The sequence below is a fragment of the Bradyrhizobium roseum genome (genome assembly GCF_030413175.1).
Classification (GTDB): domain Bacteria; phylum Pseudomonadota; class Alphaproteobacteria; order Rhizobiales; family Xanthobacteraceae; genus Bradyrhizobium; species Bradyrhizobium roseum.
Window position 1 is genome coordinate 3,182,251 of sequence record NZ_CP129212.1, and the last position, 17,087, is coordinate 3,199,337.

At 63.8% G+C, this 17,087-nt stretch carries 14 protein-coding genes; 4 read left to right on the plus strand and 10 right to left on the minus strand.

Going from position 1 to position 17,087, the window contains the following annotated elements:
* Positions 1-116 precede the first annotated feature (116 nt).
* Complete coding sequence (locus QUH67_RS15045) at positions 117-1,490, plus strand: PleD family two-component system response regulator (protein ID WP_300947456.1); 1,374 nt, start codon at positions 117-119, stop codon at positions 1,488-1,490.
* Between the two features lie 152 nt (positions 1,491-1,642).
* Here QUH67_RS15045 and QUH67_RS15050 read toward each other — a convergent pair whose 3' ends face one another.
* A complete protein-coding gene (locus tag QUH67_RS15050) occupies positions 1,643-2,860 on the minus strand; it encodes a serine hydrolase domain-containing protein (RefSeq protein WP_300947457.1) in 1,218 nt (405 codons plus the stop codon).
* A gap of 187 nt (positions 2,861-3,047) precedes the next feature.
* Positions 3,048-3,647: a TetR/AcrR family transcriptional regulator gene (locus tag QUH67_RS15055; RefSeq protein ID WP_300947458.1), complete on the minus strand. Its 600-nt coding sequence runs from the start codon at positions 3,645-3,647 to the stop codon at positions 3,048-3,050.
* A 129-nt stretch (positions 3,648-3,776) separates the two neighbouring features.
* On the opposite strand from QUH67_RS15055, the gene QUH67_RS15060 reads away from it, so the two are divergent.
* The gene (locus tag QUH67_RS15060; RefSeq protein ID WP_300947459.1) at positions 3,777-5,012 is read left to right on the plus strand and encodes an MFS transporter; all 1,236 of its coding nucleotides are present in this window, start codon (positions 3,777-3,779) and stop codon (positions 5,010-5,012) included.
* A 3-nt stretch (positions 5,013-5,015) separates the two neighbouring features.
* On the opposite strand, the gene ccoG is transcribed toward QUH67_RS15060, so the two are convergent.
* Both ccoG and QUH67_RS15070 read right to left on the minus strand, forming a co-directional pair.
* Entirely contained in the window at positions 5,016-6,455 is a 1,440-nt protein-coding gene (ccoG, locus tag QUH67_RS15065; protein WP_300947460.1) for a cytochrome c oxidase accessory protein CcoG, read from the minus strand.
* 18 nt (positions 6,456-6,473) lie between these two features.
* Positions 6,474-6,674, minus strand: coding sequence for a hypothetical protein (locus tag QUH67_RS15070; protein ID WP_300947461.1), 201 nt, complete (start codon positions 6,672-6,674; stop codon positions 6,474-6,476).
* 183 nt (positions 6,675-6,857) lie between these two features.
* Between QUH67_RS15070 and QUH67_RS15075 the strand changes: the two genes are divergently transcribed.
* On the plus strand, positions 6,858-7,376 hold the full coding sequence (locus QUH67_RS15075) for a YeeE/YedE thiosulfate transporter family protein (protein ID WP_300947462.1): 519 nt from the start codon (positions 6,858-6,860) through the stop codon (positions 7,374-7,376).
* Between the two features lie 11 nt (positions 7,377-7,387).
* Positions 7,388-8,002 (plus strand): YeeE/YedE thiosulfate transporter family protein, encoded by a 615-nt coding sequence (locus QUH67_RS15080; protein ID WP_300947463.1) that lies wholly within the window; start codon positions 7,388-7,390, stop codon positions 8,000-8,002.
* A gap of 438 nt (positions 8,003-8,440) precedes the next feature.
* Here the strand turns inward: QUH67_RS15080 and rpmG are convergent, their stop codons facing one another.
* The 6 genes from rpmG to topA form a co-directional block, all read right to left on the minus strand.
* Complete coding sequence (gene rpmG / locus QUH67_RS15085) at positions 8,441-8,608, minus strand: 50S ribosomal protein L33 (RefSeq protein WP_027537094.1); 168 nt, start codon at positions 8,606-8,608, stop codon at positions 8,441-8,443.
* A gap of 188 nt (positions 8,609-8,796) precedes the next feature.
* The gene (locus QUH67_RS15090) at positions 8,797-10,122 is read right to left on the minus strand and encodes an LLM class flavin-dependent oxidoreductase (RefSeq protein ID WP_300947464.1); all 1,326 of its coding nucleotides are present in this window, start codon (positions 10,120-10,122) and stop codon (positions 8,797-8,799) included.
* 230 nt (positions 10,123-10,352) lie between these two features.
* Positions 10,353-11,090: an NUDIX hydrolase gene (locus QUH67_RS15095; RefSeq protein ID WP_300947465.1), complete on the minus strand. Its 738-nt coding sequence runs from the start codon at positions 11,088-11,090 to the stop codon at positions 10,353-10,355.
* Positions 11,091-11,231: 141 nt separating this feature from the next.
* Entirely contained in the window at positions 11,232-11,672 is a 441-nt protein-coding gene (locus QUH67_RS15100; RefSeq protein ID WP_300947466.1) for a DUF983 domain-containing protein, read from the minus strand.
* Entirely contained in the window at positions 11,660-14,002 is a 2,343-nt protein-coding gene (gene rnr / locus QUH67_RS15105; protein WP_300947467.1) for a ribonuclease R, read from the minus strand. Before rnr ends, QUH67_RS15100 begins: the two co-directional genes overlap by 13 nt.
* On the minus strand, positions 14,003-16,771 hold the full coding sequence (gene topA, locus QUH67_RS15110; protein ID WP_300947468.1) for a type I DNA topoisomerase: 2,769 nt from the start codon (positions 16,769-16,771) through the stop codon (positions 14,003-14,005).
* Positions 16,772-17,087 lie beyond the last annotated feature (316 nt).

Here is a 17,087-nt window from a genome sequence, read left to right on the forward strand (position 1 = left end):
ATGATCCGGAAAAGTGGAGGCCGGTTTTCCGAAAAGATCATGCTCGAACAAAGAGATGAGATCATGATGCGATTTTGTCGAATCGCATCATGATCTAGATCCAGGAGTGAGTTTCGATGTCTGCGCGTATTCTCGTCGTCGATGACGTCCCGGCGAACGTCAAGCTGCTGGAAGCCCGTCTTTCGGCGGAATATTTCGATGTGCTGACGGCAGCCAACGGTGCCGAGGCGCTCGACATCTGTTCGCGCCTCGAATGCGACATCATCCTGCTCGACGTCATGATGCCCGACATGGATGGTTTCGAGGTCTGCCGCCGGCTTAAGTCCAACCCGGCCACCCATTTCATTCCCGTCGTGATCGTCACCGCGCTCGACAGCCCGTCCGATCGCGTTCGCGGGCTGGAAGCCGGCGCCGACGATTTCCTCACCAAGCCGGTGTCCGACATCGTGCTGATCGCCCGCGTCCGTTCGCTGACGCGGCTGAAGATGATGACCGACGAACTGCGGATGCGCGCCATCACCTCGCTCGAGATCGGCATGGAGGCGCCCGAGCGTAGCGCGATCGCCGACAAGGGCGTCGGCGGGCGGATCCTTCTGGTCGATGACCGGCCGTCGTCCTACGAACGGCTGGCGCCGATCCTGTCCGCCGAGCATACCGTCGACGTCGAGATTAATCCGGCGGAGGCGCTGTTTCACGCCGCCGAGGGCAATTACGATCTGCTGATCGTCTCGCTCAGCCTGGAAAACTACGACGGTCTGCGGCTGTGCAGCCAGGCGCGCTCGCTGGAGCGCACGCGGCAGCTCCCGATCCTCGCCATTTCCGACGCCGACAACAATTCGCGGCTGCTGCGCGGGCTCGAGATCGGCGTCAACGACTACCTGCTGCGTCCCGTCGACAAGAACGAATTGCTGGCGCGCGCGCGCACCCAGATCCGCAAGCGGCGTTACACCGATCATTTGCGCGACAACGTGCAGAACTCGATCGAAATGGCGATCCTCGACGCGCTGACCGGCCTGCATAACCGCCGCTATATGGAAAGCCATCTCTCGACGCTGGCCGAGCAGGCGTCCAGCCGCGGCAAGCCGCTGGCGCTGATGATCCTCGACATCGACTTCTTCAAGTCGATCAATGACACCTATGGCCACGACGCCGGCGACGACGTGCTGCGCGAATTCGCGGTGCGCATCCGCAAATCGATCCGCGGGATCGATCTCGCCTGCCGCTATGGCGGCGAGGAATTCGTGATCGTGATGCCGGAAACCGATCTTACCGTTGCCGGCATGATCGCCGAGCGCCTGCGCCGCTCGATCGCCGGCGAAACCTTTGCGGTAAACAAGGGCACCAAGCGGATCGACGTCACGATCTCGATCGGGCTGGCGACGCTGGACAACAAGGACGAGCCGGTCGCCGACGTGCTCAAACGCGCCGACATAGCGCTGTACCGGGCCAAGCACGACGGACGGAACAGGGTGGTTTCGACGGCGGCGTGAGCTGCGGCAAACGTTAGCTGTCGTCCCGGCGAACGCCGGGACCCATACGCCGCGGCACCGGTTATTTTGCAAGATGCCGGCGATCTCGTTTTTATCGGTAGGACAACGCGGTATCGGTGCCTGCGTTCGCAGGGACGACGACGGAGTTTGCCTCAGGCAACAGCCGCCGCACCTTGCTTCACCGCATCATACGCCAGCCGCTTGAACTCGAACGAGAACGGATGGACGAACGACATCTGTCGCTGCGCCATCATGACGCCCGCCATGTTTCGCTTCGGCGAAATCCACCATTGCGTCCCCGCCACGCCGCCCCAGTAGAACTCGCCTGACGCGTCGGGATGATCGAATGCCGAGGGCTGCAGGATCAACCCGCCGGCGAGGCCATGGGCCTTGCCGGGCTGGGGCCCCATCAGCGCAAAGCGGATCCACTGTCCCTCCGGCAACTGGTTGGTCATCATCTGCGCGATCGTCTCCGGCCTGAGCAGGGTCTCGCCGCCGGGCAGCAGGCTCCGGATCAGCGCCACCATGTCGGGCATCGTCGACACCAGGCCGCCGCCGCCATTGAGCCTTGCGATCGGGTGTAGATACGCGCCGGGGAAGGGTGCGTTGTCGGTGCGGGTCAGGCCCGGCTTCATCGGCTCCATCAGGTCGGCGCCGGCGTAATAGGCGACCAGGCGGCCCTGATCCTTTTCCGGCACGACGAAGCCGGTGTCTACCATGCCGAGCGGATCCAGGATCCGCGCCTTGATGAACGCGTCGAAGCGTTGTCCGCTGATGACTTCGACCAGCCGCGCCACCACGTCGATGGCCAGCGAATATTCCCAGGACGTGCCGGGCTGATAGATCAGCGGCAGGCCGGCCAGCACCTCCACCATCTGCGCCAGCGTGGTTCGGGGATCGTGCACGCCGCGCTCGTTGAGCGCCTTGTATATGGCAGTCCCCGGATCGAAAAACCCGTAGCTCAGGCCGGAACTGTGGCTGAGCAACTGGCGGATGGTGATCGAGCTTTTCGCAGGCTCGGTGTCGTCGAGCGACGTTGCGCCCGGGCGCAGCACCTTTCGATTTCCGAGCTGCGGAATGAATTTTTCGATGGCGTCGTCGAGCCCGAGCTTGCCGTCCTCGATCAGCAACAGCGCCGCGCAGGAGGTGATCAGCTTGGTGTTGGAAAACACGCGGAAAATATGGTCGGTGCGAAGCGGCGTCTGCGCTTCCTTGTCGGCCCAGCCGACGTAGTTTACGTCGACGAGGTCGCGCCCGACCATGACCGCCCAGGAAATGCCGGAGAGCAGGTCGTTGTCGACATAGCGCTGCATCGCCGCCTGCGCCGGTTTGAAGTCGTAACCCTTGGCGGTGACTGTCAGGTCTTCCATTTTCGCTCCCTATGCCGCGACGTCTCGCACGGCTTTTCGTCGTCCCTGCCTGGTGCGCAATGGCGCACCGGCGCAGCGACCCATAACCAGCGGCGGTGCTTGTAGCAGAAGGTATTTGACACGTCGCCCCATTGAAACGCCGCGGCGTATGGGTCCTGCGTTCGCAGGGACGACGACGGAGAGGGGCTCAAGCGGCCGGCTTCGATCGCCGTCCCTTCGATGGCTCGCCACCCACCTTCACCCCTGCATTCCGCAACAGCACCGTCGCGGCCGCCTTCGCCGCCCGCGCCATCGCGGGGTCGTCGCGGACCAGGTCCTGCGCAATCGAGCCGTCGACCAGCAGCGCGAGCTGCGTCGCCAGCGCTTCTGCGTCCGTGACGCCGAGTTGCACCAGCAGATCGCGAAACCAGAGGCGGCGGCTTTCCTTGAAGGCGATCGCCACCTTTCGCACCGCCCGGTCTTCGCCGAGCTCGGCCACCGCATTGACGAACGGGCAGCCGCGAAAATCCTTGGCCGCGAAGCGTCGCTCCAGCGCATCGAAGGTGCCGAGAATCTGCTCGACCGGCGACTTGTCCGACGGCCGCGGCGCCACGAAGCGCCGCGCCAGGTAGGCCGAGATCAAGGCATCCTTGGACGGGAAATGATTGTAGAGCGTGCGCTTGCTGATGCCGATTTCGGCCGCGATGGTGTCGACGCCGACCGCGCGAATGCCCTGCAGATAGAACAGGCGGTCCGCAGTTTCGAGGATGCGGTCCTTCATGTCGGGTTTGGCGGGCAGGGGTGCCATGCGAATGCGCGGGTCGGCTCAGCTTGACAGGACAGCCCCCTTATAGCCTAGTTACACAGATCTGTGTACCTATTTCACGTATCGATTGCAGGACGCGGCACTCGAATCGCGCCCGCCCCGGAGAATATAATGGCCCTGCTGCAAATTCTGCGGCCCACGCTTCCCATCCTGATCGGCGCCTCGCTGATGCTCACGCTGAGCATGGGCCTGCGGCAGAGCTTCGGGATTTTCATGCAGCCGCTGACGCAGGACATCGGAATCTCGGTGTCGCAGTTCACGCTGGCGCTGGCCGTGCAAAACCTCGCCTGGGGATTCCTGCAGCCGGTCGCCGGCGCCCTGACGGTGCGCTACGGCTTTCGCCCGATCATGATCGCGGGCTCGCTGATGTATGTCGTCGGCCTTGCCCTGATGGCGACCGCGCAGGGGTTGATCCCGATCCTGATCGGCGCCGGAGTGCTGATCGGCGCCTCGCTGGCCTGTACCGCGAATGCGATCGCGATGTCGGTGTCGGCGCGCGCGGTGCCGGCGACGGTGCGCAGCACCGTGATGGGCATCGTCTCGGCGGCGGGCTCGCTCGGCGCATTGGTATCTGCACCGGTCGGGCAATTGCTGAATGAAGGTTTCGGCTGGCGTGTTGGCGTCGCCGGCTTCGTCATCCTGTCGCTGTTCATGTTGCCGGCCGCCTGGTACGCCGGCCGCGCCGACAAGATCCCGCTGCCGCCCAAGGCCGCCGACGACATCGGCGATGCGTCGGCCGCAACGGCCGCCAAACTCGCATTCGGCAACGCGTCATTCGCCGTGATGACCTGCGCCTATTTCGTCTGCGGCATGCAGCTCGTGTTCCTGACCACGCACCTGCCGTCCTATCTGCAGATCTGCGGCCTCGATCCGATGCTCAGCGCGCAGACGCTGGGCATGATCGGCGGCTTCAATGTGCTCGGCAGCCTGTTTTTCGGCTGGGCCGGCCAGCGCTGGAACAAGCTGGCGCTGCTCGGCGGCATGTACATTGTCCGCTCGATCGCGCTCGCCTGGTATTTCACGCTGCCGGCAACGCCGGAGACGACGCTGCTGTTCGGCGCGATCATGGGCTTCCTATGGATGGGGGTAGGGCCACTGGTCGCGGGCGCCGTCGCCGAAATGTTCGGCCTGAAATGGCAGGCGATGATCCAGGGACTCGCTTTCATGAGCCATCAGCTTGGCAGCTTCCTCGGCGCCTATGGCGGCGGGCTGATCTACGACTCCCTCGGCTCCTACACCATGGCGTGGCGGGTCGGCGTGGCGCTGGGTCTCGCCGGCGGCATCATCCAGGTCGCGTTCGCACTGATCCGGCCGAGCGAGCCGCCCCGGCAAATGCAGACGGTGTAGCCATCACCGCGCCGCCGGGACGAAGTGATCGCGCACCGAGGCGGTTTCGCCGGTTGCGATTTCCGTGGCCTTGAAGTCGATGTCGGCGGCCTGCTTCGGCAGCTTTGCGGCCGGCACCTGCAGCGACACCCGGATTTCCCTGGTCTGATCGGGTCCGACTTCGACAATGAGCTTGCTGTCCGCGGCGCGGTCGATCCCCGCGGCGCGAACATCGACGTCGGGAAGACCGAGCACCTCCAGCGCGAACGAGCGCGACACGCCGGCCTTGTTGAGAAAGCGCACGGTATAGTCGTTGCGGACGCTGCCATCGCTCAAGGTGACGGACAGGGGGCTGCGTTCGTGCAACGCGCTGATGCCCATCGAGCCGCGGGTCGCCAAGGTGTACAGCATGATGCTGCCGACCACCGCGATGATCGCGGCATAAAGAATGGTGCGTGGCCGGATCAGGCGGTAGATCGGCGGCTTGCCCGCCAGCCGGCGTTCGGCATTGATGTCGGTGTCGTAGGCGATCAGTCCGGTCGGCCGGTTGACCTGCTGCATGATCGCGTCGCAGGCATCGATGCACAGACCGCATTGGATGCAGCCAAGCTGGATGCCGTTGCGGATGTCGACGCCGGTCGGGCAGACATTGATGCATTGATGGCAATCGACGCAGTCGCCGGCTGGCGCCCCCGCGAGACGCAGTTGTTCGGCCTTCTTGATCGAGGTGCGGGGCTCGCCGCGGTCGCGCCGGTAGGTGACGTTGAGCGCCCATTCATCTGTCAGCGCGGCCTGGATACGTGGCCACGGGCACATGTAGATGCAGACCTGCTCGCGGGCGTGTCCGGCAAAGACATAGGTGGTCGCGGTCAGGATGCCGATCCAGAGATAGGCGATGAACGGCGCCTGGAACGTGGCGAGATCCTTCACCAGCGTCGGCGCATCGGCGAAGTACAGTACCCAGGCGCCGCCGGTCCACCACGCAATCATCAGCCACAGGAAGTGCTTGGTCGCGACTTCGCGGACGTGGCGGAAAGTCCAGGCGTGCTTGTCCTTCTGAATGCGTTCGCGGCGGTCACCCTCGACCCAGCGCTCGACAGCATAGAACAGGTCGGTCCAGATCGTTTGCGGGCAAAGGTAGCCGCACCAGATGCGGCCCGCCAGCGCGTTCATCAGAAACAGCACCATCGCCGCGATGATCAGCAGGCCGGTGAAATAATAGACCTCCTGCGGCCACAGCTCGATGAAGAAGAAGTAGAACCGGCGATGCGGCAGGTCGAGCAGGACCGCCTGATCGGGCATGCCGGGGCCGCGGTCCCAGCGCACGAAGGGCAGCAGGTAATACACCGCCAGTCCCACCACCAGCAGCGCCCATTTGATCCGGCGAAACCGGCCATGGACGGCCTGCGGATAGACCTTCTTGCGGGGCGCGTATAAAGGCCCTTCGATGATGGTTTCGCCCATGGCCGTTCTGCTTTCGTGTTACCGGAGCGGCGATGCGCCGATTTTCCTGGCGACCAGGTAAGAGAGCGGCATGGCGGCGACAAACCCCAGCAATACCGCCAACGGAATATTCTTCATCGCCTCACTGGCGAGGGAAGGGACGGCAAGCACCGCAATCACGGCCGTTCCCGCCAGTGCGGTCCCCAGCATTATCCAAACGAGAAGCGATATCTTGATCATCGGCGTGCTCTCCGGGAGAAGGTGACGGCACTCTCGCAACACCTCGACGGCGCGCATTGATCCGCAACAATCGCATGGACCGTATTTTCTGCGCTGCCGCGATTGGTTGATCCAGGTCAAGGAATGCCCGCCTCAGCCAATTATATTATGAAAATCTAATATATGAAATCCGGGAGATTGCCGATGTCGCCTTTCGACAAGGCCTGGTCGCCTTACGTAGCCGGTATCTTGATCGGACTGCTGCAGATCCCCGCTTTCCTGATGATCGAGACGGCGCTCGGGGCGTCTTCGTCGTATGTAACCGTCGGTGCGGCATTCGTCGGCCTGTTCGACTCTTCGCTACTCAATATCGACTATGTGGCCAGGCACATCACGGCGAATGCCAAGAACCTCTGGCAGGTCGCGCTGGTCGCAGGCATCGGTTTGGGCGCCTTTGTGTCGATGAAGATGTCGGGCGCGGTGCGGGCGCCTATCTCGCCGGTCTGGACGAAGGCGCTCGGCACATCGTCGACCGGCGCGCGCTACGCGGTCGCGTTTGTCGCCGGTTTTCTGATGCTGTTCGGCGCCCGAATTGCCGACGGTTGCACCAGCGGCCACGGGTTGTCGGGAATGGCGCAACTATCGGTCGGCTCGACGGTGGCGGTGGCCGCGATGTTCACAGGCGGTATCGCGACCGCGCTGCTGCTGCTTCGTCGAATATAACGGAGGCGGTCATGTCGGTTGCAGTTGGAATGATCAGCGGACTGCTGATGGGAGTGGTGTTCGGCTTTGCGCTGGAGAAGTCGCGGGTGTTCGAGCCGGGAATGATCGTCGGCCAGATGCAGTTGCGCAACTGGATCATGCTCAAGGTGTTTCTGAGCGCGGTTGCGACCGGCGCGGTGGCGCTGGCGGTTCTCAACGGCTTTGGGTTCGTGAAGTTGCAGCCCAAGGCGGCGCTGTATGCCGCCGATATCGTCGGCGGGTTGATCCTCGGCGCCGGCATCGCGCTGGCGGGCGCCTGTCCGGGCACGACGCTGGCGCAGATCGGCGTCGGCTATCGCGACGCAATTTTCACGCTGCTCGGCGGCCTCGTCGGCGCGGTGGTGTTCTCCTATGCTCAGCCCTGGCTCGCCAAGTCGCTGATCGGTACCGGGCCGAAACTGATCTTCACGGATCTTGCCGGCATTCCCTATTGGCAGGGCGCGCTGGCGCTCGCCGCGGCCATCGTCATCATCCTCATGGTGATCGAGAAGCTGCGGCCATGGCGCGAGGATCTTGGCGCGGACGTGGATGGCAACGGTTCGGAAAAGGGACCGCTGCCGCGTAGCCGTCTGGCGCCTGCCGAATAACCGTGACGGCGGCTTGTCCGAACACCCGATCGGCCTGAGTTGGGGCCGCAAGCGCTCTCAGCTATCGCCGCAAGGCGACGGGCAGGGACGGATCAAGGTCGTGTCGGGGTGACGGCCTTCGTCACTCGATGGGAGCGGGGTACCGAGGAAATTCGACCGGTCCCGATTCTCGAAGCCCGGACGGGCTTCCCTGAACCCGCGTTCCGCGCGATAGCCTCTTTCGCGCTCAGCTCCGAAACGCTTTTCAAGCGGCTCGGCCGTGGCCGCCAGAGCGGTACTCACGACAAGCGAGCAGATGAGCAACGCGTTTCTCATTGTGCACTCCACGTCAAAGTCAGTGGATATGAGATGTCGCTGAACTATAACCCGTGCTTGCCCATGCCAAAACAAAAACGAGGCCGCAAGGCCTCGTCCGGAAGTCGGTCACGTCTGGCGACGTTACTTGATCTTCGATTCCTTGAACTCGACGTGCTTGCGCGCGACCGGGTCGTACTTCTTCTTGACCAGCTTGTCGGTCATGGTGCGCGAGTTCTTCTTGGCGACGTAATAGAAGCCGGTATCCGCCGTGGAAACGAGCTTGACCTTGATGGTGACCGCTTTGGCCATTGTTCAGAACCTCAAAATGGGGATATCAGGCGCCGGCCAAACCGGCCTGCATTTGCCGCGCAACCTAGCTTCTGACCGCCCAAAGTCAAGGTTTTAGGGGCCGAAAGCGGCTTGATTCGGGATGGAATCCATCCTTTTGCGCGTATTCCGACCGCAAAACCGGCGTCCACTTTTGCGGAACACGCGCGTTAACCCTCGAAGAACCGGTTTTTCGGCCTGGGCAGCCCCAAATTCTCCCGCAGCGTCCGGCCCTCGTATTCTTTCCGGAAAATCCCGCGCTTCTGCAGCTCCGGCACCACCTTGTCGACGAAATCGTCGAGACCGGCGGGCAGGAACGGGAACATGATGTTGAAGCCGTCGCTGCCACGGCTCACCAGCCAGTCCTCCATCTGGTCGGCGATGGTCTTGGCTGTGCCGACGAAAGACAGCCCGCCGTAGCCGCCGACGCGCTGGGCGAGCTGGCGCACCGTGAGCTTGTCGCGCGCGGCGACATCGACGAGGCGCTGGCGGCCGCTCTTGCTCGCATTGGTTTCGGGGATCGGCGGCAATTGCCCGTCGGGATCGAATCCGGAGGCATCAGTGCCGAGCTGCACCGAGAGCGAGGCGATGGCGGAGTCGTAGTGCACCATGCTGTCGAGCTTGGTGCGCTTCTCCTTGGCCTCCTCGATACTGTCGCCGACCACGACGAAGGCGCCGGGCAGGATCTTCAGGTGCTCGGGATCACGTCCGATCTTCTCCATGCGGCCCTTGATGTCGGCATAGAGTTTTTGCCCGTCAGCGAGGGAGCCGCCGCCGGTAAAGACGGCCTCTGCCGTTTCCGCGGCCAGCTGCTTGCCGTCCTCGGACGCGCCGGCCTGCACGATCAGCGGCCAGCCCTGCACCGGGCGGGCGATGTTGAGCGGCCCGCGCACCGAGAGATATTTGCCCTTGTGATTGAGCACGTGCATTTTTGCGGGGTCGAAATAGAGACCTTGCTCGACGTCGCGCACAAAAGCGTCGTCGGCGAACGAATCCCACAGGCCCGTCACCACGTCATAGAACTCACGCGCCCGCTTGTAGCGTTCGGCGTGCTCCATATGGTCGTCGAGCCCGAAATTCAGCGCGGCGTCCGGGTTGGAGGTGGTGACGATATTCCAGCCCGCGCGGCCGCCCGAGATGTGGTCGAGCGAAGCAAAACGCCGGGCGACGTGATAGGGCTCGTCGAACGTGGTCGATCCCGTCGCGATCAGGCCGATATGTTCGGTGGCGCCGGCCAGCGCCGACAGCAGCGTAAATGGCTCGAACGAAGTCACGGTGTGGCTGCGCTTGAGTGCGTTGACGGGCATGTTCAGCACGGCCAGGTGATCGGCCATGAAGAAGGCGTCGAACTTGCCGGCCTCCAGCTTCTGGATCAGCTGCTTGATGCGCGCAAAATTGAAATTGGCATCGGGCCACGCGCCGGGATAGCGCCACGCGCCGGTGTGAATCGAAACCGGCCGCATGAACGCGCCGAGCTTGAGTTGCCGCTGTGCCATTGCCCCGTTCCGTCGCTGTTATTGTTGGGGAACAGATAGGGAGGCGGTCACGCCAGCGCCAATGGGGCGGCCTGAGAAGAATTTTTCGATTTTGTGCGGTGATTCAACACAAGTATCATTCCGGGATGGTCCGAAGGACCAGACGCGGAATCCAACTCACTGCGGAACGGGTTGCACGATGGATTCCGGGTTCTCGCTTCGCGAGCCCCGGAATGACGGCTGTCGTGGGCTTACGCTCCCAGCACGTCTTTCTGCATCTTGCCGCCGTAGAAGTGAAAGAACGGCACCGGCGCGTCGTGGCTGAGCGGGCCGGTGGCGAGGCGCCGGTCGAGTTCGGCGAGCACGTTCTTGGTCATCGCGTGCGCGTCAGCGAGCGGCTCGGAGCCGATCTCGACCCATACCAGTTCGACCAGTTCGGCATCGGCGTGGATCACGCCCTCGACGCGGTGGGCGATCGCCGAAGCGTCGGCCGTGAAGAAGCGCGTGTCGAAGCGGCGGACGCGGCCCGGCGGTGTGATGGCGCGCGCAATCAGGAACAGGCTGGAGGGGTCGGGCAGCAGGCCGGCTTCCGCGAACGGCTTCCAGGCGCCGTCGAGCTTCACCGGCTTGTCGACCTTGCGGCCGAGGCAAAGGCCGGTTTCCTCGCAGGCCTCGCGGATCGCGGCAACCGCGAGCGCTCGCGCGCGGGAAGCCACGATCTTCGGGCTGCCCTTGAGCAGATTGGCTTCGAGCTCGGCCGAAATGGGAGCGGCAACGGGGATGCGATTGTCGGCTTTGTCGACACGGCCGCCCGGGAAGACATATTTGCCCGGCATGAACACCACCTTGTCGTGGCGCTTGCCGACCAGAACCTTCGGCTTGTCACCGGAGCGGTCGATCAGGATCAGCGTCGCCGCGTCCTTGGGCCGGAAATAGGGATGATGATCGGCTTCTTTTCCTTCGATAACGGCGGGCGCAGCTTCGGTCATTCCATCCCCATTTTTTTGCTCTTGTCGTTCCGGTTTAGGTAAGAGCGTTTTCCAGCGAAGTGGGTACCGGTTCGCGTCAAGAAAACGCGTCAAAACAATAATCTAGAGCCCCGTTCCGATTCAATCGGAATGGAAAAGGCTCTACACCGGCGGTATGTCGCCAGGGGCATTCTCATCAAAGCCATGCATGCGCAATGCCCATTGCAAGCCGACGACGGCGCCCTTGACCGGCTGCAACAGCAGCAGCGACAAGATGAACGTCAGCGGCAGGTAGATCGCCAGTTGCAGCCACACGGCGGGCGCGTAGTTGGTCTCGATCCACAGCGCCGCCGGTACCACAATGTGGCCGACGACGACGATCACCAGATAGGCGGGCAGATCGTCGGCGCGATGCGGCGTGAAATCGAGCCCGCAGACCGAGCAACTGTCGGCGGTCTTCAGGAAGGCACGAAACAGCTTGCCTTCGCCGCAGCGCGGGCAGCGGCAACGAAAGCCGCGCTTCATTGCGGTCCAGAGGTCGCGCTTCTCGGCCTGCACGGTATCCCGGGTCCAGACTGTCGTCGCGGCGTTCACCGTTTCCATGACTTGCCCTTCTTCGATTTTCCGGGCTTGGCTTTCCCGGACTTTGCCTTGTGTGACTTGCTAACCTTCTCGCGCGGGCTGCGGCCCGGAAGCGATTTCGAGGTTTTTGTCGATGCTTTCGAACCGTCCTGTTTTCTGCCGCGCGGAACGACCTGGCCTTCCGACAGCAGTTCGAACCGCAACGCGCCGGCCACCGGTGCAGCTTCTACCAGACGCACGTCGACGACGTCACCCAGCCGGTGCATGGCACCGCTGCGTGAGCCGACGAGCGCATGACGCGTCTCGTCGTAATTGTAGTATTCGGTGCCGAGCGTGCGGATCGGGATCAGCCCGTCGGCGCCGGTATCCGACAATTTCACGAACAGCCCGGCGCGCGTGACGCCGGAAATCCGCCCCTGAAACGATGCGCCGATACGGTCGGCGAGGAAATGCGCGATCAGCCGGTCAGCGGTCTCGCGTTCCGCCTTCATGGCGCGCCGCTCGGTCACGGAAATCTGCGCCGCGACTTCGCTCAAGGTTTCCAGCGTCTCGGTTTCCGGCAGCGCGCCTTCGCCGAGGCCGAGCGCGCGGATCAGCGCGCGATGCACGATCAGGTCGGCGTATCGCCTGATCGGCGAAGTGAAATGGGCGTAGCGGCGCAGATTGAGGCCGAAATGGCCGTAGTTCTCCGCCGAATATTCCGCCTGCGCCTGCGAGCGCAGCACCACCTCGTTGACCAGCGGCTCGTAATCCTCGCCGCGGACCTGACCGAGCACGCGATTGAACAGGGAAGGGCGCAAGGCACCACTCTTCGCAAACGACAGATCGAGCGTCTTGAGGAACTCCTGAAGGTTGTGCACCTTCTCCTGGCTCGGCTCGTCGTGCACCCGGTAGATAAGCGGCAACGCCTTCTTTTCAAGCATTTCAGCCGCCGCGACGTTGGCGAGGATCATGAACTCCTCGATCAGCCGATGTGCGTCGAGCCGCTCGGGCACGATCACGCGATCGACTGATCCGTCCGGCTTGAGCAGGATTTTTCGTTCGGGCAGATCCAGATCGAGCGGGTCGCGCTCGTCGCGCGCGAGCTTCACCAGCGCGTAGGCGGCATAGAGCGGCTTCAGGATCGGCTCCAGCAGCGGGCCTGTGGTGTCGTCGGGCCGGCCGTCGATGGCGGCTTGCGCCTGCGCGTAATGCAGCTTGGCTGCCGAGCGCATCAGAACGCGATGAAAGCTGTGCGAGCGCTTGCGGCCGTCGGGGCCGATCACCATCCGCACCGCGAGCGCGCCGCGCGGCTGGCCCGGCACCAGCGAGCATAGATCGTTGGAGATGCGTTCCGGCAGCATCGGCACCACGCGGTCGGGGAAATAGACCGAGTTGCCGCGCGTCAGCGCGTCACGATCGAGCGCCGACCCCGGCCGCACATAGAAAGCGACGTCGGCGATGGCGACGTGGACGATGTAGCCGCCTCTGTTGTTCGGATCGTCATCGGGCGCCGCATGCACCGCGTCATCGTGATCCTTGGCGTCGGGCGGATCGATGGTGACGAGCGGCAGCTCGCGCCAGTCCTCGCGGCCCTTCAGCGTGGCGGGCTGTGCCTCTTCGGCTTCGCGCAACGCGCCCGGCGAAAACGCCTGCGGGATTTCGTGGGCGTGGATCGCAATCAGGCTGATCGCCTTTTCGCTCGCCAGCGAGCCGAGCCGCTCCTTCACCGTGCCGGAGGCGAGGCCATAACCGCGCGTGCGCACGAGATCAACGCTGACGAGGTCGCCGTCCTCGGCGCCGCCGGTATCCGGCGGTGCGATGTTCAGTTCGCGCCCGGCCTGTTTCTTGTCGACGGGCACGAGCCGTCCGCCGCCGCCGGGGGCTTTTCGGAAAATGCCGAGCAGGCGGGTGCGGGCGTGATCGAGCACCTTGATGACGCGGCCGCGATACAGCGCGCCGTCGCCCTCATCCAGCCTCTCGATGCGCATCAGCGCGCGGTCGCCGACGCCGGCAGCCGTGCCCGGCTGCGGGCGGCGCGGCACGTGAATGCGGATCTTTGGTGCGGGGCCGTTTTCCTCGGTGTCCCATTCAGTGGGGGTGGCGAGCAGTTCGCCGTCGGTGTCGCGGCCGGTGATATCGGCGACCACCGTCGGCGGCAGCGCGGTCGGCTCTTGGATCTTCCGTCCGCGCTTGGCGATCGCGCCTTCGTCGGCAAGCTCGCGCAGGATGCGCTTCAGTTCGACGCGGTCTGCATTCTTCAGGCCGAACTCGCGGGCGATCTCCCGCGTGCCGATCTTGCCTGGATTCGCACGGATGAAGGCAACGATGGCGTCCCGGGCCGGAAAACCATTGTCGTGTTTTCTCTTCACTTATCCCCGGGCCTTGCCCGCGCTCTTCTTCGCAGGCGTCTTGGGTGCGGTGGGCGGTTTCGCCGAGGTCTTGGCGGCGGAGGCGACCGGCGCGCGCGCCTTGCTCGCCGCTTCCGATTTCGGCTTTGCCACGGCTTTCTTTGCCGCCGCTTTCTTGGCAGGCTTTGGCGCTTCCGGATCAGCCGCCTTGTCGGCAGACTTCTTGGCAGCGGCCTTCGTCGGTGCGGCCTTCTTGGCGCCGCGCTTCGGCTTGCCGCCGCCCTTGGCGGCGCGCTCGTCGATCAGTGCAATCGCTTCGGCGAGCGTGATCGTCTCGGGCGTCTTGTCGCTCGGGATCGTGGCGTTGACGCCGCCGGCCGTAACGTAAGCGCCGTAGCGGCCGTTCTTGACGGCGACAACGCCGAGGCTCGGATGCTCCCCCAGCGGCTTGCCGGGATCGGCACCGAACCGGCGGCCGCTCGGACCTTTTGCGATCTTCTCCGCGATCAGCGTCACGGCGCGGTTGAGGCCGATGTCGAACACCTCGTCGCCGGCTTCCAGACTGGCATAGGTCTTTTCGTGGCGCACGAACGGACCGAAGCGGCCGATGCCCGCGGTGATCGGCTCGCCGGTCTCCGGATGCTTTCCGATTTCGCGCGGCAGCGATAACAGCTTCAACGCCAGTTCGAGCTCCATGTCGGCGGGCGACATGTTTTTCGGGATGCCGGCGCGCCGCGGCTTTTCGCCCTCGGCATAATCCTTCTGCTCGCCAAGCTGAATATAAGGGCCGAAGCGCCCAGCCTTCACGGTGACGTCGAGATCGGTATCCGGGTCCTTGCCGAGCACGCGATCGGCGCTGGCTTCGCCGTCGGAGGCCAGCGGACGGGTGTGGCGGCATTCCGGATAATTCGAGCAGCCGACAAAGGCGCCGAACTTTCCGGCCTTCAGATTGAGCTTGCCGGTGCCGCAGGTCGGGCATTGCCGGACGTCGCCGCCATCCGCGCGCGGCGGATAGATATGCGGGCCCAGCATGTCGTCGAGCACATCAAGCACTTCGGAGACACGGATATCCTTGATGTCGTTGACCGCGCCGGAGAAGCCGACCCAGAATTCCTTCAGCACCTGCTGCCAGGAAATCTCGTTGTTGGAAACGCGGTCGAGCTGTTCTTCCAGCGCCGCGGTGAAATCATACTCCACGTAGCGGGCGAAGAAATTCTCCAGGAACGCGACCACGACGCGGCCCTTGTCCTCGCCATGCAGCCGCTTCTTCTCGAGCTTGACGTAACCGCGGTCTTTCAACACCTGCAGGATCGAGGCGTAGGTCGAGGGCCGGCCGATGCCGAGCTCTTCCATCCGCTTGACCAATGAGGCTTCGGAGAAACGCGGCGGCGGCTCGGTGAAATGCTGGGTGACGGCAAGGTTTTGCCGCTTCAGCGCTTCGCCCGCGCTCATGGCGGGCAGGCGGCGCGAATCCTCGTCGTCGCCGTCGTCGTCCTTGCCTTCCTGATAGAGCGCCAGAAAGCCGTCGAATTTTACAACTTGCCCGCTGGCGCGCAGCTCCAGCACGCGAGGGCCCGCTTTCGCGGCAATATCGACGGTCGTGCGCTCCAGCTCGGCCGATTCCATCTGGCTGGCGATGGTGCGGATCCAGATCAACTCGTAGAGCTTGGCCTGATCGACATCGAGGCGCTTGCGCATCTCGGCCGGCCGGCGCGACAGGTCGGTCGGGCGGATCGCTTCGTGCGCTTCCTGCGCGTTCTTGGCCTTGGTCTGGTACTGGCGCGGCGCCTCCGGCACGTAGGCGTTGCCGTAATCTTCGCCGATCACCTTGCGCGCCTGCGTGATCGCGGAGCCGTCGATCTGCACGCCGTCGGTTCGCATATAGGTGATGAGGCCGGTGGTCTCGCCGCCGATATCGATACCCTCATAGAGCCGCTGCGCGATTCGCATGGTGTGCGCGGGGGCAAAGCCGAGCTTGCGGCTGGCTTCCTGCTGCAGTGTCGAGGTGGTGAACGGCGCCTGCGGATTGCGCCGCGCGGGTTTTGCCTCGACGGTCGACACCGTGAAGTTCGCGGCCTCGATCGCCTTTTTGAGGTCCTCGGCTTCCGCGCCGGTGCCGATGTCGAGCCGCTGGATCTTCTTGCCGTCGGCGCCGACCAGCCGCGCCTCAAAACTGTCACCGCGCGGTGTGGTCAGGGTTGCGACCAGCGACCAGTATTCGCGTGGCACGAATTTTTCGATTTCGAGTTCGCGGTCGCAGACCAGCCGCAGCGCGACCGATTGCACGCGGCCCGCCGAGCGCGCGCCCGGCAGCTTGCGCCACAACACCGGCGAGAGCGTGAAGCCGACCAGATAGTCCAGCGCGCGGCGCGCCATATAGGCGTCGACCAGCGCGCCGTCGATCTGGCGCGGCGACTTCATCGCGTCGGTCACGGCCTGCTTGGTGATGGCGTTGAACACCACGCGCTCGATCTTCTGATCTTTCAGCGCGCGCTTTTCTTTCATCACCTCCAGCACGTGCCAGGAGATGGCTTCGCCCTCGCGATCAGGGTCGGTTGCGAGAATCAGGCGGTCGGCGCCTTTCAGCGCCTTGGCGATGTCGTTGAGTCGGCCCGCCGCCTTGGGGTCCACCTCCCAGATCATCTGGAAATTGGCTTCCGGATCGACGGAACCGTTCTTGGCGGGAAGGTCGCGGACATGGCCGAACGAGGCCAGAACCTCGTACGAGGCGCCCAAATACTTATTGATAGTCTTGGCTTTCGCCGGCGACTCCACGATGACGATATTCATGTCATTCCAATGGCTTACGGGAAGAGATAAAGGCGGGTTCCGCGAGACTCGCGGGCCACCGATTGGACCCGAACATGGGTGGTGAGGCGGCCCCTGTCAAATCGGCAGTAGGGAGGCCGCTGTCCGTGATATACGACTTAATATCAATGGAGGGTCGAAATACTGCCTAGAGTTGCGCCTGCAAAAGGGTTATTTCTAGGCAATATTGTATTCGATTGGATGTAAGTTTTTTGAGCAAGGGTGGAGGCGGCCGGAAGTTGAAGACTTCAGGCAGACATCGGGACTCGCCACCCCTGGAACGTATCGCTGATCGAGG

Excerpts from the sequence above, each read along its gene's own strand:
- QUH67_RS15045 (WP_300947456.1), top strand. The coding sequence starts at position 117 with ATGTCTGCGCGTATTCTCGTCGTCGATGACGTCCCGGCGAACGTCAAG.
- QUH67_RS15050 (WP_300947457.1), bottom strand. The coding sequence starts at position 2,860 with ATGGAAGACCTGACAGTCACCGCCAAGGGTTACGACTTCAAACCGGCG.
- QUH67_RS15055 (WP_300947458.1), bottom strand. The coding sequence starts at position 3,647 with ATGGCACCCCTGCCCGCCAAACCCGACATGAAGGACCGCATCCTCGAA.
- QUH67_RS15060 (WP_300947459.1), top strand. The coding sequence starts at position 3,777 with ATGGCCCTGCTGCAAATTCTGCGGCCCACGCTTCCCATCCTGATCGGC.
- ccoG (WP_300947460.1), bottom strand. The coding sequence starts at position 6,455 with ATGGGCGAAACCATCATCGAAGGGCCTTTATACGCGCCCCGCAAGAAG.
- QUH67_RS15070 (WP_300947461.1), bottom strand. The coding sequence starts at position 6,674 with ATGATCAAGATATCGCTTCTCGTTTGGATAATGCTGGGGACCGCACTG.
- QUH67_RS15075 (WP_300947462.1), top strand. The coding sequence starts at position 6,858 with ATGTCGCCTTTCGACAAGGCCTGGTCGCCTTACGTAGCCGGTATCTTG.
- QUH67_RS15080 (WP_300947463.1), top strand. The coding sequence starts at position 7,388 with ATGTCGGTTGCAGTTGGAATGATCAGCGGACTGCTGATGGGAGTGGTG.
- rpmG (WP_027537094.1), bottom strand. The coding sequence starts at position 8,608 with ATGGCCAAAGCGGTCACCATCAAGGTCAAGCTCGTTTCCACGGCGGAT.
- QUH67_RS15090 (WP_300947464.1), bottom strand. The coding sequence starts at position 10,122 with ATGGCACAGCGGCAACTCAAGCTCGGCGCGTTCATGCGGCCGGTTTCG.
- QUH67_RS15095 (WP_300947465.1), bottom strand. The coding sequence starts at position 11,090 with ATGACCGAAGCTGCGCCCGCCGTTATCGAAGGAAAAGAAGCCGATCAT.
- QUH67_RS15100 (WP_300947466.1), bottom strand. The coding sequence starts at position 11,672 with ATGGAAACGGTGAACGCCGCGACGACAGTCTGGACCCGGGATACCGTG.
- topA (WP_300947468.1), bottom strand. The coding sequence starts at position 16,771 with ATGAATATCGTCATCGTGGAGTCGCCGGCGAAAGCCAAGACTATCAAT.